The organism is Caballeronia catudaia, assembly GCF_001544755.2.
In the GTDB taxonomy this organism is placed as follows: Bacteria; Pseudomonadota; Gammaproteobacteria; order Burkholderiales; family Burkholderiaceae; genus Caballeronia; species Caballeronia catudaia.
Map to the genome: position 1 here is coordinate 296,135 of NZ_FCOF02000003.1, position 23,017 is coordinate 319,151.

Here is a 23,017-nt window from a genome sequence, read left to right on the forward strand (position 1 = left end):
TTTTTTATTGATTCGACGGCGCGCGCTTTCGCTTGCCGTATTTGAAATGCGGCAAGGGCGTGCTTTCGCTGATGTCTTTATGGTTGACGGACTGCGTTGACGTGCTTATCGGGCAGTCGGCTCAGAATAGGCGAGCCGGTCATGCAGCGTCCAATACCGATTGGGTGGCTGGCTATACCCTGCAGGAATGAAAGGCGAGCAGGCTCGAAAAGAACGCCAATCCCGAATCCCTATAACAAAGGTGCAAGACATGGACGACCTCAAAATCACCGGACTGCGCACGCGCGCGGTCAACGTGCCTTTGCAATACACGCTCAAGACTGCGGGCGGCACGATTGCCACCGTACCGCTCGTGCTCATCGACTTGCTGACCGACGCGAATGTAACGGGCCATGCGTACGTCTTCACGTACACGCCGCTTGCATTGAAGCCGATTCAAAGCCTGATCGATGAACTCGGGGCCGTCGTGAATGGATTGCCGCTCGCGCCTTTCGAGATCGACCGTGTCTTGAATGCGCGATTCCGGCTCCTTGGGCATACGGGCCTCGTTCGCATCGCGACTGCGGGTATCGATATGGCCGCGTGGGACGCGAAGGCCAAGGCGCATCGGTTGCCACTGGTCGAATTGCTGGGTGGAAAAGCGCGCCCCATTCCCGCCTATGACAGCCACGGCATGGACGATGTGGAACTCGGCACGAAGCGGGCACGCGACGCCCTCGAAGCCGGCTTCAAGGCTATCAAGACCAAAGCGGGCTATGCGACGCTCGAACGCGATCTCGAAGTCATTCGCGCAATCAAACAAGTGACCGGCGATTCTGTCGAGCTGATGATCGATTACAACCAGGGCTTGTCCGTTCCGGAAGCCAGGCGGCGCGGCCGCGCACTGGAAGCGGAAGGCATCGCGTGGATCGAAGAGCCTACGCTGCAACACGACTATGCAGGCCACGCATCGATACGCGAGGCATTGCGCATTCCCGTGCAGATCGGCGAGAACTGGTTCGGCCCCGAAGACATGCAGAAAGCTATCGACGCTCAGGCTTGCGATCTCTGCATGCCCGATGTCATGAAGATCGGCGGCGTGACGGGCTGGCTCAAAGCGAGTGCGCTTGCCGAGCAACATGGCATGCCCATGTCCAGCCATATCTTTCAGGAGTTCAGCGCGCATCTGCTCGCGGTGACTCCGACTGCGCATTATCTCGAACGCATGGATCTCGCCGGCCCGATTCTCGATCCGGTGCTGCGGTTCAAGGATGGCAACGCACTCGTCGGCGATGAACCGGGCGCCGGCATTCGCTGGCGCGAAGAAGAAGTCAGCCGCTTTCTTGTCTAGACACAGCCGCTTCCCTCACCCCGGCAATACCGCTACGGCCTTGATTTCGACGATATAGCCCGCCGCGCCGCCAAGCATATGCGCGCCGATCGCAGTCCAGGCCGGCAGCGGCTCCGTGTTGAGATATCGCTCGCGCACCTGCATGAACAACGGCAGATCGCGCATGTCGGTATGGAACGTGGTGACATCGACAACATCGCTCAACGATGCGCCCGCCGCCTCCAGCACGACCTTGAGGTTATCGAATGCCTGCACGATCTGCGCTTCGCGGCCTTCGACCAGTTGCATCGAGGCATCGCGACCGATCTGACCGGACACATAGATCGTGCGGCCCACCTTCACGGCGGGCGCGTAGCGAATCTTCTCGTACACCGCTTCCATGCCCGCGGGAACGACTGCGTTACGTTCACTCATGTCATGTGTCTCCTGTCAGCCGTTGTCGCCGCCGGCGACCGGCAATACCGCGCCGGTGATATAGCTCGCCTCGTCCGAAGCGAGGAACAGAATCGGCGCGACCTGCTCGTCGATACTGCCGTAGCGCTTGAAGAAGGTCGATTCCCTGACCTGCGTCACCGCTTCGCTCATCCAGATTCGTTCCTGCTCGCTGTCGCCTGCTGCATTGCGCGGCACGCGTCGCGGAGGCGCTTCGGTACCGCCTGGCGCTGCTGCGACCACGCGGATGTTGTGCTGCGCGTACTCCATCGCCAAAGATTGCGTCATCGCGTTCACGCCGCCCTTCGCCGCCGAATACGGCACGCGCCGGATGCCGCGCGTCGCGTTCGACGATACGTTGACGATCGTCCCGCCGCCACGCTCCATCAAGTGCGGCAACACCGCGTGACAGGCGTACAGCGTCGGCATCAGCGAACGGCGAATCTCCGCGTCGATCTGCGCGGGCTCGAACTCCGCGAACGGCCGCATGCGAATCGCGCCGCCGACGCCGTTGACGAGAATGTCGATGCCGCCGAACGTGCGCACCGCAAACGCCATCGCTGCTGCCGCGCCTTCATAGGTTTCGAGATCGGCGACGAAGCCTGCCGTCTGCGCGCCTTGCGCTTCGGCCGCGACTTCGGCGACGAAGTCCGCGCGATCGACCAGCAGCACCTTCGCGCCCTCGGCCGCCGCGCGCAACGCCACGCCGCGTCCGATGCCCTGCGCCGCGCCGGTCACGACCATCACCTTGCCGGCAAATCGTTGCGTGCTCATGCGGTCACCGGCGCTGCGTTGGGCGTGAACTTCTCATAGTGGAAGCTATTCGGCTTCACGCCGTTGTCGTCGAAGTGTTTGCGCACTGCATCGACCATCGGAGGCGGACCGCACAGATACACGTCGACGTCGCCGTCGTTCAGCGATTCAGCCGGCATATGCTGCGTCACCCAGCCCTTGCGCGGATGATTCGATTCCGCATCGGCGACGACGGTGCTGTAAGTGAAGTTCGGCAACTTCGCGACGTAAGCCTCGATAGCTTCGACCTGCACGAGATCGAGATCGCGCGTCACGCCATAGATCAGGTGAATCTGTTGTTGCGAGTTCGCACGCGCGAGCACTTCGAGCATCGACAGGAACGGCGCGAGACCCGTGCCGCCCGCGAGGAACAACAGCGGCCGCTCCACCGCGCGCAGATAGAAGCTGCCGAGCGGTCCGGTCAGTTCGACCGTGCCGCCGGCCTGCGCGGATTCGAGCCACGTGCTCATCACGCCGCCGGGAATCTTCTTGATGAGAAAGCTGATCTTCGTTTCGCCCGGCGCCGACGAGAACGAATACGAACGATGCTGCCCGCTGCCCGGTACATCGATGTTCACGTACTGGCCCGGCAGAAACACGGGCGCGGTCGTAGCCACATCGACGTTCAGTTCGAGCACGACGGCGGCATCGTTATGCGGCTCGATCTTCGTGACCGTCGCGGCGAACTTGCTTTGCGCGGTCTTGCATGCGGTGGACGATGCCGGGACCGCGATCACGCAATCGCTCGACGGCACCATCTGGCACGTCAGCACGAGACCGCTTTCCTTTTCATCGTCGCTCAACGCGTCTTCGATGTAGTCGTCGCCGAGATCGTAGGCGCCGCTTTCGGCGCGGCATTTGCAGGTGCCGCACACGCCGTCTGAGCAATCCATCGGCAGGTTGATCTTGGCGCGAAAGGCGGCATCGAGCACCTTCTCACCCGCCTTGCATTCGACAAAGCGCGTCACGCCGTCTTCGAAATTCAGTGCAATGTTGTAGCTGGACATGTTGCCTCCTTCCTTCCAATCTCTTCCCGACACGGGGGCTTCAGACGGGCTTCAGACGTGATAGACGTCGAGCACCTGACGGATGTAGTCGTTCTTCAGCACAATCTTCTTGCGCGCGATCACCAGAATGTCGTCGACCTTTCGCAGCGTGACGAAGATCGTGCCGAAGAAATGATCGTTCGTCTTGTAGCGATGATTGAGCGTGTTGAAGTTGTAGCGCACGTCGACTTCGTTCTCGCGCTCGGCCAGCACTTCCACGTTGGTGACGTTGTGGCTCGTGCGCGGCTCGGGCATCGACGCGCCGCTGCGCTCGGTCTTGATGCGGAACACGCGATCTTCGAGACCGCCACGATCCGGGTAATACATCAACGAAATCTGGCTTTCGTGATCTTCGGTGATCTGATCGTCGTCGTCCCAGGCGGGCATCCAGTAAGTGACGTCTTCGGCGTAGCAGCCGAGCCACTCGTCCCATTGACGGTCATCGAGCAGGCGCGCTTCGCGATACAGCGTCGCGCAGATCTTGTGGTATTCGAAGCTCATGCCGCCACCTCCCCTTGTTCCTTCCTGAGCGCGTCGCGCATCACGTCCACCCAGTATTCGTGCTGAACGACGAAGAGGCCTTCGTCTTCGCTGCGCTCGCCCGAGATGAGCGGCTTGATGCCCATGTTCCTCGCGTTGTCATCGGGACCGTGGACCCACAGCGGCGCGCCGCGCGAGAGATCGTTCCACATCGCCGTGATGCCGGCATAACCTTGCTGGCACGCGCGGAACTCTTCGAGGTCGTCGCTCGTGCCCATGCCCGTCACGTTGAAGAAATCTTCGTATTGACGGATGCGCGTCGCGCGGTCCTCCGCGCTCTCGCCCTTCGGCGCGAAGCAGAAGATGCTGACTTCGGTTTTATCGACGCCGAGCGGTCTCACCACGCGAATCTGCGTGCTGAACTGATCCATCAGGAACACGTTCGGGTAGAGGCACAGATTGCGCGTCTGATTGACGATGTAATCCGCCTGCACTTCACCGACGCGCGCCTTGATCTCTTCGCGATGTTGATAGACCGGCCGCACTTCCGGGTTCATCGTCTTCGTCCACAAGAGGATGTGGCCATGTTCGAAGCCATACACGCCCGCGACCGACTTGCTCCAGCTATTCGCATCGACGGCCTTGGTGCCTTCGACCTTGCGGCGGCCCATCGTCGCGGCGTAGTTCCAGTGCACGGTGCTGACGTGATAGCCGTCGCAGCCGTTTTCCATCTGCATCTTCCAGTTGCCCTCGTAGATATACGAGGAATTGCCGCGCAATACTTCGAGTCCGTCCGGCGCCTGATCGACGATCTGGTCGATGATGATCTTCGTCTCGCCGAGATAGTCTTCGAGCGGCATCGAATCCGCATTGAGACTGCCGAACAGAAAGCCGCGATAACTTTCGAAACGCGGCACCTTGCGCAAATCGTGCGAGCCGTGCGAGTTGAATTGAATCGGATATTCGGTGGTCTTCTCGTCCTTAACCTTCAAGAGCTTTCCGGTGTTGGAGAAAGTCCAGCCGTGAAACGGACAGGTGAAGCTGCCTTTATTGCCATGTTTGCGGCGGCACAGCATCGCGCCTTTATGGGCACATGCATTGATGACCGCATTCAGCGCGCCGGTCTTGTCACGCGTGACGACCACCGGCTGGCGGCCGATCCATGTCGTGTAGTAATCGTTGTTATTGGGAATCTGACTTTCATGCGCGAGATAAACCCAATTGCTCTCGAAGATATGCTTCATCTCGAGTTCATACAAATCGGCATTGGTGAAGATATCGCGGCGGCAGCGGAATACACCGCTTTCCTTGTCGTCCTGAACGGCGTTCTGCAGCAGTTCGTCGAGCTGACTGGCTTTGTCGGTAATAGCGGACATGTGTGCTCTCCCCTATGCGTGCTTCGGTGACAGAAGCGCTTGCATCGGTGTCGAATGATTCATGCGGAGATTCGGGCGGCGACAGACCTGTCGCCGCTTTGGGCGCTTGCGCGTCGTGATTTACGCCGTCGCGGAAACGCGCGGGCGCTGGACGATCTGGTTGTCCTTGCCCTGAACCAGCGGCGTCAACTGAATGTTGAACTCGATTTCCTTATAAGCATCGGCTTTCAGTCCGAGCGCATCGCCACCGGTCTTTTCGATGACATGCGGCACCAGCTCTTCACGCGTTGCATAAGCGAAGTCATCCCAGATCAGCGGATCGCCTTCGATATTGATCTGCGTCGTCAGCTTGCGATGCTTTTCGCTGTTCGCGAAGAAATGCACGTGGGCCGGACGATTGCCGTGACGCGCGAGGGCATCCAGCAATTGCTGCGTGGCGCCCTGCGGCGGGCAGCCATAACCCACCGGCATGAGCGTGCGGAATTCGTACTTGCCGTCGGCACCGGTTTTAACTGCACCGCGCAGATTGAAATCGGTTTGCGCGCCGGTCGGGTCGAAGTGCGAATAGAAGCCCTTCGAATTCGCGTGCCAGCATTCGACGACCGCATTCGCAACCGGCTTTCCATCGGAACCCGTGACCGTGCCGCGGATGATCAGCGGACCGGCGTCTTCATCGGGATTGATGTCGATCTTCGAGACGCCATCGCGAATCGGCGCACCGGCGACATACAGCGGGCCTTCGATCGTGCGCGGCGTGCCGCCGTGGATATCGGCTTCGCGATCGGCGGCATCCATGCGGATGTCGAGATACTTTTCCAGTCCGAGGCCGGCGGCGAGCAAAGCGGCTTCGCCATCCTTGCCCAGCTTGTTGAAGTAATGGACGCCGGCCCAGATTTCATCGGGCGTCATGTCGAGATCGTCGATAGCTTTGAACAGATCGCTCAACAGGCGACTGGTAATCTCTTTGGCGCGAGCATTGCCGTCCTGGCTTCCGATGTTGGTAGCGGCCTTCAACAGGTCCTGCACTTCCTTCGTATCGAACACATTGATGCTCATGTCTGCTCCTGAATCTCGCAATTTTCTCGTGGGGTTAACCCTTGCTTCAGCACCGGCGTAGATATGCTCGGAAGGTATAGTCGGGTGTTGAAACAAAGCGTGAAGGCAGGATAATGGACGTAAAGAAGGCCAGTCCAACACTGATTTAGTATTGGGCTATATCCAGGAGGTATTGAATGGAGCTGCGACATCTCCGCTATTTCGTAGCGGTGGCGGAAGAACGTAACTTCACACGCGCCGCGGAGCGGCTGCATATCGCGCAGCCGCCCTTGAGCCGTCAGATACAGCAGCTCGAAGAAACGCTCGGCGTGCAACTGTTCGAGCGCAACTCACGTCCGTTGAAGCTGACGGAGACCGGCAAGTTCTTTTATTCCCATGCCGTGCAATTGCTCGCGCAGACCGCCGAGCTCGAATCGATGACGCGGCGCGTCGGCAATATCGAGCGTAGTCTTTCGGTCGGATTCGTCGGCTCGACCTTATACGGCATGCTGCCGAAGATCATCCGGCGTTTTCGCGACGAGAACGCCACCGTCGAACTGAGTCTCCACGAAATGTCGACGATGGACCAGATTCGCGCGCTCAAGGATGGCCGTATCGATGTCGGCTTCGGGCGCATTCGTCATGAGGATGCGAATATCCGCCGCGTGGTGCTTCGCGAAGAACAGTTGATCGTCGCGCTTCCGGTCGGCCATCCGCTTTCGCTCGCGAAGCCCGTGCTTTCGCTTCGCGATCTCGGCAACGAGACGCTCATCATCTTTCCGAAGGCACCGCGCCCGAGCTATGCCGATCAGGTGCTCGCGGCATTTCAGGACCGTGGTCTCGCGCCGCGCAAACTCTATGAAGTGCGCGAATTGCAGATCGCGCTCGGTCTCGTCGCGGCGGGCGAAGGCATTTCCGTCGTGCCGAGCAGCGTTTATGGCCTGAAGCGCGACGACGTCAGTTACAAGGAACTGGACGATCCGACACTCGTCTCCCCCGTCATCATGAGCATGCGCGCGCTCGACGAATCGCGCGACATCAAGGAGATGCTCGAACTCATCTACCGGTTGTACGAAGAGGAACAGATCGACTATACAGTCCGCACGGATCGGGCACGTGACGACGCGGGTGAAAGAGATAAAGCGTGAGCCATACCTCCGGGGTATGGCACTAGACGTCAACGGTGTTGGACAGGCGGCAAACGGGCGCGCAATACTTCAGCAACCCACCCATTCCGACATCTCAGGTATGAACGCCCAAATCACCTCCGTCGAAGCGATTCTGGTTGATCTTCCGACCATCCGTGCGCATCAACTCGCCATGGCGACGATGCAGCAGCAAACTCTCGTCATTGTCCGCCTGCGCACGAGCGACGGCATCGAGGGCATTGGCGAGGCCACGACCATCGGCGGCCTGTCTTACGGCGATGAAAGTCCCGAAGGCATCAAGCTGACCATCGATACGTATCTCGCGCCCGCGCTCGCCGGACAGGACTCGACCAATATCAACGCCGCGATGCTGAGGCTCAACAAGATCGCGCGCGGCAACCGCTTCGCGAAGTGCGCGATCGAAACGGCGCTGCTCGATGCGCAAGGCAAGCGTCTCGGCATTCCCGTTGCGGAATTGCTCGGCGGCGCGGTGCGCAAGACGCTTCCGGTGCTGTGGACGCTCGCGAGCGGCGACACGCAGCGCGATATCGACGAAGCAGAAATGCTGCTCGCCGAACGCCGCCACAACACGTTCAAGCTGAAGATCGGCCGCCGCAGCGTGCGCGATGACGTCGCACATGTATCGAAGATCAAGGCTGCGCTCGGCGATCGCGCGAAAGTCACCGTCGACGTGAACCAGGCCTGGAACGAAGCCGATGCCGCGCTCGGCATCGAAGCCTTGCAAGCCGCGGGCATCGACCTGATCGAGCAGCCGACGCCGCGCGAGCAGCGCAGTGCGCTCGCGCGACTGGCCGCGCGCTTCATCGTGCCGATCATGGCCGACGAAGCCGTGACGGGACCGGAAGACGCGCTCGAACTCGTACGTCACGCATGCGCCGATGTATTCGCGCTGAAGATCGCAAAGTCCGGCGGCATCTACGGCATGATGCGCACCGCCGCTATCGCCGATGCGGCCGGCGTCTCGCTGTACGGCGGCACGATGCTCGAAGGCAGCATCGGATCGATCGCGTCGGCGCATGGCTTCAGCGCGCTGCCGCAGCTCGCATGGGGCACCGAACTGTTCGGACCGCTGCTGCTGAAGGACGATATCGTCACGGCGCGGCCGCAGTATCGGGATTTCGATCTTCATCTGCCGGCCGGACCGGGCCTCGGTCTTCAGATTGATGAAGACAAGCTCAAGTTTTATCGTCGCGACAAGAATAGCTAAACACAGGAGAAGACAGACATGCTTTATCTCGTGAGAATGGACGTCCATCTGCCGCATGACATGCCCGCCGAAAAGGCCGACGCAATCAAGGCGCGCGAAAAGGAATACTCGCAAGAGCTGCAACGGCAAGGCAAATGGCAGCAACTGCATCGCGTCGCCGGGGAATATGCGAACTACAGCGTATTCGATGTCGAGTCGCACGACGAACTGCACACCCTCCTTTCCGGTCTGCCGCTCTTTCCGTACATGACGATGAAGGTGACGGCGCTCGCGCATCATCCGTCGTCGATTCACTGAATGTCATCGGTTGCGAGCAAAGGAGACTGGTCTGTCTCCGCAGTGAGCGCGGGTTTGCTCGCCGTCATCATCTCGTATGCCGGACCGCTCGCAATCTTCTTTCAGACTGGGCACGCTCGCGCATCTGATTCTCGGGCGCGCCAGGCATAGGGGCTGAGCTACGCCGCGCGCCGGCTCGCTTCGCTCAGGAACATCTGCGCGATTTTCGAGCGGTCCACCTTGCCCTGCTCCGTGAGCGGCACACGCTGCGCCGCGACCATCCGCACGGCGCGCGCCACCTTCACGCCGCACGCATCTTCGAGCGCGCGCATGCACACGGCGATATCGACACGCCTGTTCGCCCACGGCACGATCACCACGTTCCAACGGTATCCGCACGCGGCATCGCCGGAAGAAACGGCGCGCGCATATCGAACGTCGGGCAACGCGCATAGCGGCGCTTCGATCTGCGCAGGGCCGATGGCATGACCATCGAACTCCGCGACATCGGCCGCGCGTCCGAGCACATGCAGATTGAGCTTCTCGTCGATGAACCCGACATCGCCCGTCATGCACCAGCCATCGCGAAACTTCTGCGCCGATTCGATCGGCTGGCGGTAATAGCCCTGCGCCACCGCCGCCGACCGCACTTCGATCGCGCCGTGCTGCCCCGTGCGCGCAAACGTGCCGTCGGCGCGGCGAAAGCGCACGTCGACGCCGGGCCGGATGCGCCCCGCGCTATCCAGCAGGCTCGCATCCAGACCATAGTCCGATGACGTCAGCACGCTCACGAGCCCCGCTTCGCTCGCGCCGTACATGTGCGTGAGCACCGGGCCGAGCCGCGCGATCGCGCGCCGCCGCAGAATCGCGGGCGCCGATCCGCCGATATGCGCGATCGAGCGCAGCGACGACAGATCGCGATGCTGCACGTCCGCGTGATCCATCGTCTCGAAGAGTTGCGGCTCGACCAGCAACACGTCGGTGATGCGTTCGGCTTCGATGGTCGAGAGCGTTTCGGCGGCGTCGTAGCGAGGCTTGAGCACGACCGTGCCGCCGCCCATCAGCGTGTTGTCGACGAGCACTTGCGACAGATAAGCCAGCGCGCCATTGACGAGCTGACGGCGATCCGCCGGGCTCGGCGCGCTGACCATCGCCGAGTACGCCGCGAAACTGCGGCGGCTCGCTTTCGGCACGCCGGTCGAACCGCCCGACGAGACGACCACGGCGAGATCGTCAGGAAGGGCGCGGCTTTCCATCGGCGCATCGCTCTGCACGCGCGCGCGAATGTCCAGACGCAGACGCGCCGCGCCAATGCCGACATGGACGACGCGCGACGCGCAGCGCGCGGGAACGAGGTACACGGTTTGAGGAAAATCGACGAGCAGCGTCGGCCGCATGCGATTCAGGAACGCCTCGCGATGCGCCGCCGATGCAATCGCGGGCAGGAACATCGTCGCTGCGCCGAGCAGGTTCGTCGCGTAGCGAATGGCGAGCGCATCGGGGCAGTTCGGCGCGAACATCGCGACGAAATCGCCGCGCCCGATGCCGAGCGATTGCAATGCACGCGCATAGCGATAGACCGACGCGCGAAACGCGCCGGCCGTCACGTCTTCGTTGAGATAGCGCAGCGCCGTGCGACTGGCGTGCCGGTCCAGTCTTTCCAGCAGGACATCGACATAGGTTTTCATGACCGCATCCCTCCTTCGTGAGCAATGGATGCAGTCTGCCCGCGCAGAATGAGCCGAAAATGAGCGGCTATGCGATCTCTTTCGAAAGCACTTCGCCGATGGCGTTCGCAGCCGCTTCGAGGTTGCGGTCGTTCAGCGCCGCGACGCACATGCGGCCCGAGCGGATCAGATAGACACCGTGATGCTCGCGCAGCACATCGACCTGTTCGGCCGAAAGCCCCGTGTAGGTGAACATGCCGCGCTGATCGAGATAACGCGCGAGCATCGCATCGGGCACGTTGCCGCGCAAACGCGCGTGAATCGCGACGCGCATGCGTTCGATGCGCCCGCACATCGACGCGAGCTCGTCCTGCCACGATTGCCGCAGCGTCGGCGTCGTGAGCACGCGCGCGACGATATTCGCGCCGTGCGTCGGCGGATTGCTGTAGTTCGCGCGCACGGCGCTCGTCAACTGGCCGAGCACGCGCCCAGCCGTTTCCGCCGATGCGCAGATCACCGAGAGCGCGCCGCAGCGCTCGCCGTACAGCGAGAAGTTCTTCGAGAACGAATTGGCGACGAACGCCGGCACGTTCTGACGCACCAGCTCGCGAATCGCGAAGGCATCGGCATCGAGTCCCGCGCCGAAGCCCTGATACGCCATGTCGATGAACGGCAACAGCCCGCGCGCCTTCATCACACCGATGAGCTCGACCCATTGCGCATCGTTCAGATCGACGCCCGTCGGGTTGTGACAGCACGCGTGCAGCAGCACGACGCTCTTCGCGGGCAGATCGCGGATCGCGGAAAGCATCGCGTCGAACTTCAGGCCGCCGGTTGCTTCGTCATAGTACGGATACGTGCCGACGACGAATCCCGCGCGCTCGAAAATGAAGCGATGGTTGTCCCACGTCGGATCGCTGACCCACACTTTTGCATCGGGGAAATAGCGCTTGATGAAGTCCGCGCCGACCTTCAGCGCGCCCGAGCCGCCGAGCGTCTGCACGGTCGCAATGCGGCCTTCGGCGCGCGCGGTCGATGCGTCGCCGAATACGAGCGATTGCACCGCGTCGCGATAGGCGGCGAGGCCCGCCATCGGCAGATACGGTTTCGCGGCGGGTTCCGCGAGCAATTGCGCTTCCGCTTCGCGCACGGCGCGCATCACTGGCAGACGGCCTTCGTCGTCGTAGTAAATGCCGACGCTCAGATTGACCTTGTCATCGCGCGGATCTTTCGCGAAGTTTTCGTTCAGCGTGAGAATCGGATCGCCTGGATAGGCATCGATGTGTTCGAACATGAATGACAGTCTCCTTCAGACGCGCGACGGCAGCGCCGCACTCGCGCGACGACGATTGCGAATGGCATAGCCCACGCCCAGCACGACGAGCCACACCGGAATCAGATAGACCGAAATGCGCAGATCGGGAATCAGGCACATGATGACCAGAATGCCGCCGAGGAACACGAGACACAGATAGTTAGTCAGCGGATAGCCCAGGCTCTTGAACACGGTCGTTTCACCGGCGCGTGCTTTCGCGCGGCGGAATTGCAGATGGATGAGACTGATCATCGCCCAGTTGATGATGAGCGCCGACACGACGAGCCCCATCAGCAGTTCGAACGCTTTGCCCGGCATCAGATAGTTGATGAGCACGCACGCGGCGGTCGCGAGCGCGGAGACGCCGAGCGCGAGGAGCGGAATGCCGCGCTTGTTCACCTTCAGGAGCGCGCGCGGCGCATTGCCTTGTTGCGCGAGACCGTACAGCATGCGGCTGTTGCAGTACACGCCGCTGTTATAGACCGAGAGCGCCGCCGTCAGCACCACGGCATTCAAAATGTGAGCGACGATGTTGCTGTTCATTGCGTGAAAGATCAGCACGAACGGGCTGCCGCCGGTCACGACCTTCGTCCACGGATAGAGCGAAAGCAGCACGCCGAGCGCGCCCACGTAGAAAATCAGAATGCGATAGATCACCTGATTCGTGGCGCGCGGAATCGTGCGCGAAGGGTCGTCCGCTTCGGCGGCCGTGATGCCCACGAGTTCCAGCCCGCCGAACGAGAACATGATGACGGCCATCGCCATCACGAGACCCGAGACGCCGTTCGGAAAGAAGCCGCCATGACGCCAGAGATTGCTCACGCTCGCTTCCGGCCCCGCCGCGCCCGAGAACAGCAGATAGCCGCCGAAGCCGATCATGCCCACGATCGCCACGACCTTGACGATCGCGAACCAGAACTCCAGCTCGCCATACGACTTCACGCTCGTCAGATTGATCGCGTTGATGAGGCAGAAGCAGACGAGCGCGGAGACCCATGTCGGGATGCCCGGATACCAGTACTGCACGTAGATGCCGACGGCGGAAAGCTCGGCCATCGACACGAGAATGTAGAGCACCCAGTAATTCCAGCCCGACAGAAAGCCCGCGTATTGGCCGCAGTACTTGTCGGCGAAGTGGCTGAACGAACCCGCGACAGGCTCGTCGACGACCATCTCGCCCAGTTGCCGCATGATGAAAAATGCGACGATGCCCGCGATCGCATAGCCGAGCAACACCGACGGTCCCGCCGATTTGATCGTCTGCGCGATGCCGAGAAACAGCCCGGTTCCGATCGCGCCGCCGAGCGCGATCAGCTGAATGTGACGGTTCTTCAGGCCGCGTTTTAGCGTGCCGTGTCCCTCATGTGCCACGTGTCTCTCTCCTGATGTACTGCGGTGGAATCCGGACGCTTCGAACCTCGGGCGTCCCCGCTCGATTTAGGGGAATCAGTGTAAATTTGTTACCGCACAATATGATTTCCTAAAGCGCGCAGACAAACCCTAGTTTGCGGGTCCGGATTTCCTGATCGGGGTCATCGGAGAAATAAAATTGCAGACTATCGAGATCGATCGTATCGACCTGCGTTTGCTCGGGATGCTGCAGTCCCGCGGACGCATCTCCAATCTCGAACTCGCGGAGGCGATCAATTTGTCGCCCGCGCAGACGCTGCGGCGTCATCGGCGGCTGGAGGAACTCGGCGTGATCAAGGGCTACGAGACGCGGCTCGACGCGCAGGTGCTCGGCTTCGGCGTCGTCGCCTTCATTCAGGTGACGATGGAACGCGGCCACGTGCGCGACCTTCAGAAGTTCAAGGGCGTGGTCGGCAGGCTCGCGGAGATACAGGAGTGCTTCGCCGTCACGGGCGATATCGATTACATGCTGAAGGTGATCGCGCGGGATCTCAAAGGCCTGTCGGAATTCCTGCTCGATACGCTGATGCGCATTCCCGGCGTGAGCGGCGTGAAATCGAGTGTGTGCCTCGATGAACTGAAATGCGTGAGCGCGGTGCCTCTGGACACGTAACGCTTACGTCCGCTGCAACACGCGTGCAAGCACACGCTCTTCGAGTTCCGCGAAACCCGGGGCCGTGCGCGTGCGCGGCCTTTGCAACGGCACCGCGGTATCGAGCGTGATGCGCCCCGCTTCGATCAGCACGATGCGATTCCCGAGGGACACCGCTTCCTGCACGTCGTGCGTGACGAGCAGCGCGGTCAGCTTGTGCTCGCGCCACAAGCGCTCGATCAGGCTTTGCATTTCGATGCGCGTCAACGCATCGAGCGCGCCGAGCGGTTCGTCGAGCAGCAGCAGATCCGGCCGATGCACGAGCGCGCGCGCCAGCGCCACGCGCTGACGCTGCCCGCCCGACAGGCGAGAGGGCCATTCCTTCTCGCGCTCGGCCAGGCCCACTTCGGCGAGCGTCGCGCGGGCTTCGTCGCGTTTGTCGCGCGGCAGGCCGATCATCACGTTGTCGAGCACGCTCTTCCACGGCAGCAGGCGCGCGTCCTGAAACATGATGCGCATCTGCAAGTCCTTGCCCGCCGATGTCGACGCCGCGTTGCGCTGCACGACGCCGCCCGTCGGCTGATCGAGCCCGGCGATGAGCCGCAGCAAGGTCGACTTGCCGCAGCCGCTGCGTCCGACGATCGACACGAAGCTGCCGCGCTCGATCGAAAAATCGAACTTATCGAGCACCGTGCGCTCGCCGAAGCGCTTCTCGACGCCGCGCAGCGACACGGCAAGATCGCGGCCCACGAACGGCGCGCGCGCATGCGTTTGCTCGCGCGTGAACGCGGGCGCCAGCGTGTCGATATCCATATCCATCAGGTTCATGAGTGCGCCTTCGTTTGATAGGACGGATGCCAACGCAAGGTCGCGCGTTCGATCGCGCGCGCGAGGGAATCCGCGAGCTTGCCGAGCAGCGCGTAGAGCAGGATGCCGACCACGACGACATCGGTTTGCAGGAACTCGCGCGCGTTCATCGTCATATAGCCGATGCCCGATTGCGCGGAGATCGTTTCGGCGACGATCAGCATCACCCACGTCAAGCCGAACGCGAAGCGCACGCCGACGAGAATCGACGGCAACGCGCCCGGCAGAATGACATGGCGATACAGTGCGAAGCCGGACAAGCCGTAGCTTTTCGCCATCTCGATCAGATCGCGATCGACCGAGCGGATGCCGTGATACGTGTTGACGTAGACCGGAAAGAACACGCCCAGCGCCACGAGCACGAGCTTCGCTTCCTCGCCGATGCCGAACCACAGGATGAGCAGCGGGATCATCGCGAGCGCGGGAATGTTGCGGATCATCTGCACGGTCGAATCGAGCGCGACTTCGGCGGGCCTGAAGAGACCGGTCGCGAGACCGAGCACGAAGCCGATGCCGCCGCCCATCGCGAAGCCCGCGAGCGCGCGGCCCGCGCTGACTCTCACGTTTGCCCACAGATCGCCGGATTCGATCAGCGCCCACGCCGCCTTCACGACCGCGAGCGGTTCGGGTAGCACGCGCGACGAGAGTCCGCCCGTGCGCGCGGCGCTTTCCCACGCGATCAGGATCAGCACCGGCACGAGCCAGGGCAGCGCGCGGCGAGCGATGGCATGCAGCTTCATGATGCCGATACCTTCGGCAACTCCGACGTGCCGATGACTTCGCCGAACGGCCCCGACAGCGGCCCGCTCGCCTGCTCGCGCTGCGGGCGCGGCAGCAGCGGAAACACCAGCTCGGCGAAGCGGTACGACTCTTCCAGATGCGGATAGCCCGACAGAATGAAGGTCTCGACGCCGAGTTCCGCATACTGTTTCATCAGCCCGGCGACCTGCTCCGGATTGCCGACGAGCGCGGTGCCCGCGCCGCCGCGCACGAGCCCGACGCCCGCCCACAGATGCGGATACACCTCCAGCTTGTTGCGATCGCCGCCGTGCAGCGCGGCCATTCGGCGCTGGCCTTCCGAATCCATCTTCGCGAACGAGGCCTGCGCGCGTCGGATGGTTTCATCGTCGAGCTTGCTGATGAGCTTGTCGGCGTCCGCCCACGCTTCCTTCTCCGTTTCGCGCACGATCACATGCAGCCGGATGCCGAACTTGATCGTGCGGCCTTCGTCGGCGGCGCGGCGGCGGATATCGGCCAGTTTCTTTTCGACGGCTTCGGGCGGCTCGCCCCACGTGAGATACGTGTCGATATGCTTCGCCGCGATCTCGTGCGCCGCCGGCGACGAGCCGCCGAACCACAGCGGCGGATGCGCCTTCTGCACCGGCGGATACAACACCTTGCCGCCCTGCGATTGCAAATGCTTGCCGTCGAATTCGAAGGCGCCGTTCTCGTGCGACTGTTCGAGCAGGCCGCGCCAGATGGTGAGGAATTCGTCGGTGATTTCGTAGCGCGTGTCGTGATCGTGGAACACGCCGTCGCCCGCGAGCTCGTTCGGATCGCCGCCTGTGACGACGTTGATGAGCAGACGCCCGTTCGATAGGCGGTCGAACGTCGACGCCATGCGCGCCGACAGTCCCGGCGAGCTCAGGCCCGGCCGGATCGCGACGAGAAACTTGAGGCGCTTCGTCGCGGGAATCAGGCTCGATGCAACGACCCAAGCGTCCTCGCAGGAACGGCCGGTGGGCAGGAGCACGCCTTCGTAGCCGAGCGTATCGGCGGCCACGGCGATCTGGCGGAAATAGTCGTAATTCGCAGCCCGCGCGCCTTGCGAGGTGCCGAGATAGCGGCTGTCGCCGTGCGTGGGAATGAACCAGAAAACATTCATCGCTGAATCTGCCTTTTTTCGTTCGTGATGGTCGATGCTCAGGCGACGTTCCAGCGCGCCTCGGTCACATCGAGCTTCTTCGGAATGAGCTTGAGCTCGGTGAAGGTATCGGCGATCTGCTGCTGATACGCGAGCGTGGCGGGATCGATCGGCTTCACGCCATATGACGTGCGCCTGAGCGCGGTTTCGAGGATGCCCGCGTCGAGCCCGACCAGCGGCGACAGTTGCGCGGCCACGGCGGGCACGTTGTCGCGCGCCCAGCGGTCGACCTGATCGAGCTCGTCGAGGACCGCATGCACGAGCTGCGGCTGCGCGGTCGCGGTCTTGCGCGTCGCGAGGTAGTACTGCACGTTGCGCACGATGCCGCTCGCATCCGTGAGCTGACGCGCGCCGGTCTGCTTCTCGACGGCGGCGAGATACGGGTCCCAGATGACCCAGGCATCGACGCTGCCTTGCACGAAGGCGGCGCGCGCATCGGCGGGAGCGAGATAGACCGGCTGAATGTCGGACCAGCCGAGCTTCGATTTCTTCAGCGCCTCGACGAGCAGGTAGTGCACGTTCGAGCCCTTGTTCAGCGCGACTTTCTTGCCGCGCAACTCCGCGACCGACCGAATGCCCGAGTCCTTCGGCACGACGATCGCCTCCGCGTGCGGCGCGGGCGGCTCGGCGCCGATATAGACGAAATCGACGCCCGCGGCCTGCGCGAAGATCGGCGGCGTCTCGCCGACCGTGCCGATATCGACCGCGCCCGCATTGAGTCCTTCGAGCAGTTGCGGCCCGGCGGGAAACTCGAGCCATTGCACGGTGACGCCCTGCGCGGCGAGGCGCTTGTCGAGCGTGCCGCGCGCCTTGAGCACCACGAAGTTGCCGTATTTCTGATAGCCGATGCGCAGCGTTTTCGGTGCATCGGCGGCGCGCGCGATGCCGGATGCGACGCCCCCCGACAGCCCCGCGCCGAGTGCGGCGAGCGTGAGAAGCGTGCGGCGTCGCGCGGGGATGAAGCGCGCGTTGTTGCGGTCGGACATGCGTGGTTCCTCGGTTGAGCTGAGACATCGTTGTCGATGTTAGCAACGCATGTGTCGCGGACTAAACGAGGAATCGTGCTATCGATAGCGGGGTTTGCGTGGTTCGGGTTGTTGGAAAGGTGATAAGCATGAGAGGTGCTGAGGACAGTGTCATGTTGCGACGCGCGATCGCCATGCTGTCTCGAAGCTAAATGTCAGAGGAGAAATTCGAGGGAATATTCCCGTTATCGAAACGGTAGAGACTTCAATCCGGTGTTTCCATCACTTTTGATTGAACGCCGGACGCCGGCATAACCTTCTGACCGATTCGCCGCACCCGGCCGGCCAGTTTTGTTTAGCACCGCACATTGTCCGACGAACTGGCTGGATACGCTTTCGTCGATGAGGAAGGGGCCGCCCGGAATCGGACCCGACACACCCAGAGCCCTGAAGCGCCAGACAAGAATCAAAGTTTCGAAAATAAAAAGGCAAACCGGCGGGAAACGGTATTGCCGCAACCACTGAGGGAGTCCATTTATGAATCGTTCGGAGTCGCCAAACGAGGCGAGTTCGCGCTTGCCGATTTTCGACCAGGAACCCGTGCGCGCCGCACATTCGCAGATGACCGCGTTCACCGCGGCGCTGCAGGCGCGAACGGGACAGCCGTTCGAACACTACGGCGCACTGCACGACTTTTCGGTCAGCCAATATCGGGATTTCTGGAAGTGCTTCATGGAATGGTCGCACGGACTGGAATGGTCCGGCGAAACCGAGCCGGTCTGCGTCGGCGATGTCTGCGAGACCGCGAGTTTCTTTCCGCGCGTGTCGCTGAACTATGCGGACAATCTGCTCGGCCTCTCGATTGCGAACGCCGATGCCCCCGCGCTCACCGCCTGTCACGCCGATGGCCGCCGCGTGCGCCTCACGCGCGGCGAGCTGCGCGAGCGCGTGGCGCGCCTCGCCGATGGGCTCACGCAACTGGGCGTGCGCGAAGGCGACCGCGTCGCGGGCGTGATGCGCAACGACGCCAGCGCGATCGTCACGGCGCTCGCCGTGACCGCGATCGGCGCGACGCTGTCCACCGCCGCGCCCGAGATGGGCATCGAAACGCTGCTCGACCGCTTCACGCAGCTCGCGCCGCGCTTTCTGTTCGCGCATACCGAAGCGAAGGCGTTCGATACGGGCACGCCGCTTGTCGACAAGATGGCCGCGCTCGCGCAGGCGCTGCCTTCGCTCGAAGGCATCGTGGCGATCGACGGCGATCCTTCCGCCTTGCGCGCCGCGCCGCCCGTCAATGCGCTCGATGCGCTCATCGCGTCCGGCGACGCGAGCCGCGTGGAATGGAAGCGCTTCAACTTCAATCATCCGCTGTTCGTGATGTTCTCGTCGGGCACGACCGGCAAGCCGAAGTGCATCGTGCACGGCGCGGGCGGCAGCCTGCTCGAACATTTGAAGGAGCATCGGCTGCACTGCGACCTGCGTCCGGGCGACCGCATGTATTTCCACACGAGCTGCGCCTGGATGATGTGGAACTGGCAGTTGTCGGCGCTTGCGTCGGGCGTGGAGATCGTGACTTACGACGGACCGATCGCATCCGTCGATACGCTGTGGCGCCTCGTCGCCGACGAGCGCGTCAACGCCTTCGGCACGAGCCCGGCCTACCTGAAGATGTGCGAGGACGCGGGTCTCGTGCCCTCGCGCGAGTTCGACCTGAGCGCCCTTCGCTCGATGATGTCCACCGGCGCAATTCTCTTCGACGCGCAGTTCGAATGGGTCCGCGATAACGTGAAGCCGCTGCGCATGCAGTCGATTTCCGGCGGCACCGACATCCTCGGCTGTTTCGTTCTCGGCAATCCGAACCTGCCCGTCTACGCGGGCGAGGCGCAGTGCAAGAGCCTCGCGCTCGACGTGCAGGCGTGGCGCGACGGCGCGCGCGCGGAGGGCATTGGCGAACTGGTGTGCGTGAATCCGTTCCCGTCGCGCCCGCTCGGGTTTCTGAACGATCCCGAAGGCGAGCGCTTTCACAAAGCCTATTTCAGCGCCAATCCCGGCGTCTGGACGCACGGCGACCAGATCGAGTTTCCGCCGGAAGGCACGGCGCGCCTGCATGGGCGCAGCGACGGCGTGCTCGTCGTGCGCGGCATCAATGTCGGGCCGGACGAGATTTATCGCGTGCTGAACGATATTCCCGAGATCCGCGACGGCATTGTCGTGCAGCAGCGCATCCGCGAAGCCGCGACCGCCGACGGGCCGGGTCAGACCATCGGCGAGCGGCTCGTGCTGCTCGTCACGCTGCGGCCGGGCGCGCAGTTCGGCGGCGCGCTGATCGCGCGGATTCGCCGCGATATCGTGCGCCGCGCGTCCGCCGCGCACGTTCCGGACGTGATCGCGGCCGTCGACGATCTACCGGTCACGCATAGCGGCAAGCTCACCGAGACCGCGGTGCGCAACGCGGTGAACGGGCTCGACGTCACCAATACGTCCGCGCTGCGCAACCCGGCCTCGCTCGATTCGATCCGCAATCACCCGGCCCTGCAGCCGCCGTCCGGCGAGATACCGCAGACCTACGCCACGCGTGCGGAACTGGAACGGCTGCTGCAAATGCGATGGGAGCAGCTTTTCGCATTCGCCCCGATCGGCCGCGACGACAATTTCTTCGAGCTCGGCGGACATTCGCTGCTCGCGGCGCGCCTGCTCGCCGAATTACAGCCGGTCGCCGGCCGCCCGATTCCGCTTTCGACGATGCTGCGCGCGCCGACCATCGCGAAGCTCGCGGATGTCATCGAAAAGGGCGCGCTGCCGGAATCATCGGAAGTGCTCGTGCCGATGCGCGAGGGCGAAGGCACGCCCATCTTCCTCATGCACAGCGTGACGGGATCGGTGCTCGAATGCACCCGGCTCATCGGCACGATGCGCAAGCCGCGTCCGGTGTACGGCCTGCAAGCGCTCGGGCTCGATGGCGAAACGCCGCCGCAGCGCCGCGTCGAGGAGATGGCGAAGACGTATGTCGAGCAGATTCGCAAGGTCCAGCCGAAGGGTCCGTATGCGCTTGCCGGTTTCTCGTTCGGCGGCCTGATCGCGCTCGAAGTCGCCCAGCAGCTGTTCGCCGAGGGCGAGCAGACGGAATTCGTCTGCCTGCTCGACACCTACGTGCAGGAACGCTGGCTGCCGTGGTTCGCGATGATCGGCTTCCGGCGCGACTATGTGAAACGGCTGTGGAAGACGGTCTCGGAGATGTCGCCGCGTGAGCGCGCCGGTTTCGCGGCGACGAAGTACGCCGCTGCCCGAAACAAGCTGGCGATGCGCCTGGGCCGCGTGCCGCAGGTGCAGGCTGCGCCAGGTTCCGATACGGCCGCCGACCCGATGCCGCCGGTCCTGCGCCACTTGCGCAACACGTTCCGTACCGCGATGAACAACTATCGGCCGAGGCCGTTCGAGGGCGGGCGGATCGTCTATGTGCGCGCGGCCGGGCGCGAAGAGGACCGGGGCGATCCGCTGCCGCTGTGGCGCAAGATCGCGCGCCGCGGGCTGACGGTCGCGGAAGTGCCGGGCAATCACGGGGGCGTCATCGAGGAACCGGGCGTGTACGCAGCGGCCGCCGCGCTCGACGGGGATTACGGCGTCGAGGACGGCGTCGAAGTGCAGGGCCTTGGGCACGGCAGCATGATTCGCAGCGCGTAGAGGGTCCGGCAAATGACATCAGCCGCTCGCGAGTTTCGGAGCGGCTGATGTGTTTTGGACGCCGGGAAAAGCTACGTCGTCACCGGTCAGTGCCGGCGTAAGGCGGCGCAAACCGCGCCCAGAAGAGATAGCACGCCATCACGCTCGCCGCGCCCACGCCCGTGCCGAGCGGCACGCCCAGCGGACCGAGGAATCGGACGAGAACCGCATTGGCGGCGAGCTTGGTCGCAAAGCCGATCACGGAAATCACGGTGATCGCCTTGTAGCGCGCCTCGCCCGCGAACAACTGAATGAGCACGCACATTCCGAAGGAAAACGGAATCTGCGAAAGCCCGAAGCGGAACAGGCTCGTGACCGCGATCGTGTCCTCGCTGGTGAAAGCGCCCTTCTGGAACAGCAGCGCGATCGCGTACGGCGCCAGCACATAGGCGAGGCCCGAGCCGATGGTCCCCACCGCCAGCATTACGAACGACCATTTCAGCGCCGTGCTGCGCGCCCGCGCATGATCGCCGCGATGAAGAATCTCCGAGAGAATCGGCAGCGTCGCCCGGCTGATGGCGATCGCGCCCATGCTCACGAGCAGCGACAGCAGGCGGTTGGCGTAACCGAGCGTCGCGATGGCGCCGTCGCCCAGTTGCGCCATGAAATACTGGTCGACGGGAAGCCACAGGTTCGCCACGACCGATCCGATCAGGAGCATGGCGAGCGAGCGCATCGTGCGCGGCCACTGCTCCGCCTCGAACGACAGGCGCGGACGCGCGGGCACGGCATCGGCTCTGCGCGCGAGTATCCGCAGCCACGCGGCCTGTATCGCGATGCCGATCGTCGTGCCGAGCACGAGCGGCATGATCGACGCATGGTTTTGCGCGCTCAGCACGAACGCCAGCAACGCGATGGCCGGCACGCATTCGAGCAGCGTGTTGATGTGCTTTTCCGACGCCTGGAGCCGCGCCGACGAGATGCAGATCGTGAAGGCGAGCACGCCCGCCGGCGTCATTCCAATGACCATCTGCCGGCACATTTCGCGGGTCGAACCGGAGAGGCTGCCTGCGAAAAAGCCCACCATGTGCGGCCAGAAAAAATAGAGCAGCAACGAGAACACGATGCCGATGGCGAGCCCCGCGCCTTCCAGTTCGCCGAGAAACCGGTCCTGCTGCGCCTTGTCCTTTCTGAGCGCGACGAGCGCGGTGACCAGGAGGACACTCAGCTCGTTGGTGATCGTCGACGGCAACCAGGTGACGAGCGTGAGCGCGAGCTGATAGGCGTCGACGGTGCCGCTGATGCCATAGCGGTACGCGATCGCCATTTCCTTCGATGCGCCGATCACCTTTCCGGCGAGCACGAACACGAGCAGGACGAGCGCGCTTCTCGCGATGCGCTTGTGGTCCCGATGAACGCCACTCAGACGTCTTCTTACCGATTGCACCGTTGCGGTCAGCACCTTTCCTCCAGC

At 63.0% G+C, this 23,017-nt stretch carries 20 protein-coding genes; 6 read left to right on the forward strand and 14 right to left on the reverse strand.

The features are described 5' to 3' along the window. The first annotated feature begins 250 nt into the window (after positions 1-250). On the forward strand, positions 251-1,330 hold the full coding sequence (locus tag AWB75_RS05260) for an enolase C-terminal domain-like protein (protein ID WP_061122997.1): 1,080 nt from the start codon (positions 251-253) through the stop codon (positions 1,328-1,330). Positions 1,331-1,345: 15 nt separating this feature from the next. Here the strand turns inward: AWB75_RS05260 and AWB75_RS05265 are convergent, their stop codons facing one another. From AWB75_RS05265 to catA, 6 genes are all read right to left on the reverse strand, one after another. Further along, a complete protein-coding gene (locus AWB75_RS05265) occupies positions 1,346-1,744 on the reverse strand; it encodes a RidA family protein (protein ID WP_061122998.1) in 399 nt (132 codons plus the stop codon). Between the two features lie 15 nt (positions 1,745-1,759). Further along, a complete protein-coding gene (gene benD / locus AWB75_RS05270) occupies positions 1,760-2,536 on the reverse strand; it encodes a benzoate diol dehydrogenase BenD (protein ID WP_061122999.1) in 777 nt (258 codons plus the stop codon). Next, positions 2,533-3,561, reverse strand: a complete 1,029-nt coding sequence (benC, locus tag AWB75_RS05275) for a benzoate 1,2-dioxygenase electron transfer component BenC (RefSeq protein WP_061123000.1) — start codon at positions 3,559-3,561, stop codon at positions 2,533-2,535. The genes benD and benC overlap by 4 nt, the downstream gene beginning before the upstream one ends. A 51-nt stretch (positions 3,562-3,612) precedes the next feature. Continuing rightward, entirely contained in the window at positions 3,613-4,101 is a 489-nt protein-coding gene (gene benB / locus AWB75_RS05280) for a benzoate 1,2-dioxygenase small subunit (protein ID WP_061123001.1), read from the reverse strand. Continuing rightward, positions 4,098-5,456, reverse strand: coding sequence for a Rieske 2Fe-2S domain-containing protein (locus AWB75_RS05285; RefSeq protein WP_061123002.1), 1,359 nt, complete (start codon positions 5,454-5,456; stop codon positions 4,098-4,100). The genes benB and AWB75_RS05285 overlap by 4 nt, the downstream gene beginning before the upstream one ends. Positions 5,457-5,576: 120 nt before the next feature. Further along, positions 5,577-6,512: a catechol 1,2-dioxygenase gene (gene catA / locus AWB75_RS05290; protein ID WP_061123003.1), complete on the reverse strand. Its 936-nt coding sequence runs from the start codon at positions 6,510-6,512 to the stop codon at positions 5,577-5,579. A gap of 176 nt (positions 6,513-6,688) precedes the next feature. Here catA and AWB75_RS05295 point away from each other — a divergent pair, with 176 nt between their 5' ends. The 3 genes from AWB75_RS05295 (at position 6,689) to catC (ending at position 9,164) form a co-directional block, all read left to right on the forward strand. Then, the gene (locus AWB75_RS05295) at positions 6,689-7,639 is read left to right on the forward strand and encodes a LysR family transcriptional regulator (protein ID WP_061123004.1); all 951 of its coding nucleotides are present in this window, start codon (positions 6,689-6,691) and stop codon (positions 7,637-7,639) included. Between the two features lie 100 nt (positions 7,640-7,739). Further along, positions 7,740-8,867 (forward strand): muconate/chloromuconate family cycloisomerase, encoded by a 1,128-nt coding sequence (locus AWB75_RS05300; protein ID WP_061123005.1) that lies wholly within the window; start codon positions 7,740-7,742, stop codon positions 8,865-8,867. A gap of 18 nt (positions 8,868-8,885) precedes the next feature. Continuing rightward, positions 8,886-9,164, forward strand: a complete 279-nt coding sequence (gene catC / locus AWB75_RS05305; protein ID WP_061123006.1) for a muconolactone Delta-isomerase — start codon at positions 8,886-8,888, stop codon at positions 9,162-9,164. Between the two features lie 158 nt (positions 9,165-9,322). Here catC and AWB75_RS05310 read toward each other — a convergent pair whose 3' ends face one another. The 3 genes from AWB75_RS05310 to AWB75_RS05320 form a co-directional block, all read right to left on the reverse strand. Then, positions 9,323-10,831 carry a class I adenylate-forming enzyme family protein gene (locus AWB75_RS05310; RefSeq protein ID WP_087086479.1) on the reverse strand — a complete coding sequence of 503 codons (1,509 nt, stop codon included), beginning with the start codon at positions 10,829-10,831 and terminating at the stop codon, positions 9,323-9,325. A gap of 67 nt (positions 10,832-10,898) precedes the next feature. Next, positions 10,899-12,104, reverse strand: a complete 1,206-nt coding sequence (locus tag AWB75_RS05315) for an amino acid aminotransferase (RefSeq protein ID WP_061123008.1) — start codon at positions 12,102-12,104, stop codon at positions 10,899-10,901. Positions 12,105-12,119: 15 nt separating this feature from the next. Then, positions 12,120-13,496: an amino acid permease gene (locus AWB75_RS05320; protein WP_061123009.1), complete on the reverse strand. Its 1,377-nt coding sequence runs from the start codon at positions 13,494-13,496 to the stop codon at positions 12,120-12,122. A gap of 178 nt (positions 13,497-13,674) precedes the next feature. Between AWB75_RS05320 and AWB75_RS05325 the strand changes: the two genes are divergently transcribed. Continuing rightward, complete coding sequence (locus AWB75_RS05325; RefSeq protein ID WP_061123010.1) at positions 13,675-14,148, forward strand: Lrp/AsnC family transcriptional regulator; 474 nt, start codon at positions 13,675-13,677, stop codon at positions 14,146-14,148. Positions 14,149-14,151: 3 nt separating this feature from the next. Here the strand turns inward: AWB75_RS05325 and AWB75_RS05330 are convergent, their stop codons facing one another. From AWB75_RS05330 to AWB75_RS05345, 4 genes are read right to left on the reverse strand one after another with little or no spacing between them, the layout of a single operon-like run. Beyond that, on the reverse strand, positions 14,152-14,955 hold the full coding sequence (locus AWB75_RS05330; RefSeq protein ID WP_200822923.1) for an ATP-binding cassette domain-containing protein: 804 nt from the start codon (positions 14,953-14,955) through the stop codon (positions 14,152-14,154). Beyond that, entirely contained in the window at positions 14,952-15,734 is a 783-nt protein-coding gene (gene ssuC / locus AWB75_RS05335) for an aliphatic sulfonate ABC transporter permease SsuC (RefSeq protein WP_061123011.1), read from the reverse strand. Before ssuC ends, AWB75_RS05330 begins: the two co-directional genes overlap by 4 nt. After that, positions 15,731-16,879, reverse strand: coding sequence for an FMNH2-dependent alkanesulfonate monooxygenase (ssuD, locus tag AWB75_RS05340; protein WP_061123012.1), 1,149 nt, complete (start codon positions 16,877-16,879; stop codon positions 15,731-15,733). Before ssuD ends, ssuC begins: the two co-directional genes overlap by 4 nt. Before the next feature lie 38 nt (positions 16,880-16,917). After that, a complete protein-coding gene (locus AWB75_RS05345; RefSeq protein ID WP_061123013.1) occupies positions 16,918-17,904 on the reverse strand; it encodes a sulfonate ABC transporter substrate-binding protein in 987 nt (328 codons plus the stop codon). A gap of 516 nt (positions 17,905-18,420) precedes the next feature. Between AWB75_RS05345 and AWB75_RS05350 the strand changes: the two genes are divergently transcribed. Next, positions 18,421-21,564 (forward strand): acetoacetate--CoA ligase, encoded by a 3,144-nt coding sequence (locus tag AWB75_RS05350; RefSeq protein ID WP_061123014.1) that lies wholly within the window; start codon positions 18,421-18,423, stop codon positions 21,562-21,564. A gap of 79 nt (positions 21,565-21,643) precedes the next feature. Here the strand turns inward: AWB75_RS05350 and murJ are convergent, their stop codons facing one another. Next, positions 21,644-23,005 carry a murein biosynthesis integral membrane protein MurJ gene (gene murJ / locus AWB75_RS05355; RefSeq protein WP_061123015.1) on the reverse strand — a complete coding sequence of 454 codons (1,362 nt, stop codon included), beginning with the start codon at positions 23,003-23,005 and terminating at the stop codon, positions 21,644-21,646. Between the last annotated feature and the right edge of the window lie 12 nt (positions 23,006-23,017).

Bases quoted from the DNA above. Each gene is read 5' to 3' on its own strand.
- AWB75_RS05350 (WP_061123014.1), top strand. From the start codon at position 18,421: ATGAATCGTTCGGAGTCGCCAAACGAGGCGAGTTCGCGCTTGCCGATT.
- AWB75_RS05260 (WP_061122997.1), top strand. From the start codon at position 251: ATGGACGACCTCAAAATCACCGGACTGCGCACGCGCGCGGTCAACGTG.
- benC (WP_061123000.1), bottom strand. From the start codon at position 3,561: ATGTCCAGCTACAACATTGCACTGAATTTCGAAGACGGCGTGACGCGC.
- AWB75_RS05310 (WP_087086479.1), bottom strand. From the start codon at position 10,831: ATGAAAACCTATGTCGATGTCCTGCTGGAAAGACTGGACCGGCACGCC.
- ssuD (WP_061123012.1), bottom strand. From the start codon at position 16,879: ATGAATGTTTTCTGGTTCATTCCCACGCACGGCGACAGCCGCTATCTC.
- AWB75_RS05315 (WP_061123008.1), bottom strand. From the start codon at position 12,104: ATGTTCGAACACATCGATGCCTATCCAGGCGATCCGATTCTCACGCTG.
- AWB75_RS05330 (WP_200822923.1), bottom strand. From the start codon at position 14,955: ATGAACCTGATGGATATGGATATCGACACGCTGGCGCCCGCGTTCACG.
- catA (WP_061123003.1), bottom strand. From the start codon at position 6,512: ATGAGCATCAATGTGTTCGATACGAAGGAAGTGCAGGACCTGTTGAAG.
- ssuC (WP_061123011.1), bottom strand. From the start codon at position 15,734: ATGAAGCTGCATGCCATCGCTCGCCGCGCGCTGCCCTGGCTCGTGCCG.
- benD (WP_061122999.1), bottom strand. From the start codon at position 2,536: ATGAGCACGCAACGATTTGCCGGCAAGGTGATGGTCGTGACCGGCGCG.
- AWB75_RS05295 (WP_061123004.1), top strand. From the start codon at position 6,689: ATGGAGCTGCGACATCTCCGCTATTTCGTAGCGGTGGCGGAAGAACGT.
- catC (WP_061123006.1), top strand. From the start codon at position 8,886: ATGCTTTATCTCGTGAGAATGGACGTCCATCTGCCGCATGACATGCCC.
- AWB75_RS05285 (WP_061123002.1), bottom strand. From the start codon at position 5,456: ATGTCCGCTATTACCGACAAAGCCAGTCAGCTCGACGAACTGCTGCAG.
- AWB75_RS05300 (WP_061123005.1), top strand. From the start codon at position 7,740: ATGAACGCCCAAATCACCTCCGTCGAAGCGATTCTGGTTGATCTTCCG.
- AWB75_RS05265 (WP_061122998.1), bottom strand. From the start codon at position 1,744: ATGAGTGAACGTAACGCAGTCGTTCCCGCGGGCATGGAAGCGGTGTAC.
- benB (WP_061123001.1), bottom strand. From the start codon at position 4,101: ATGAGCTTCGAATACCACAAGATCTGCGCGACGCTGTATCGCGAAGCG.
- AWB75_RS05345 (WP_061123013.1), bottom strand. From the start codon at position 17,904: ATGTCCGACCGCAACAACGCGCGCTTCATCCCCGCGCGACGCCGCACG.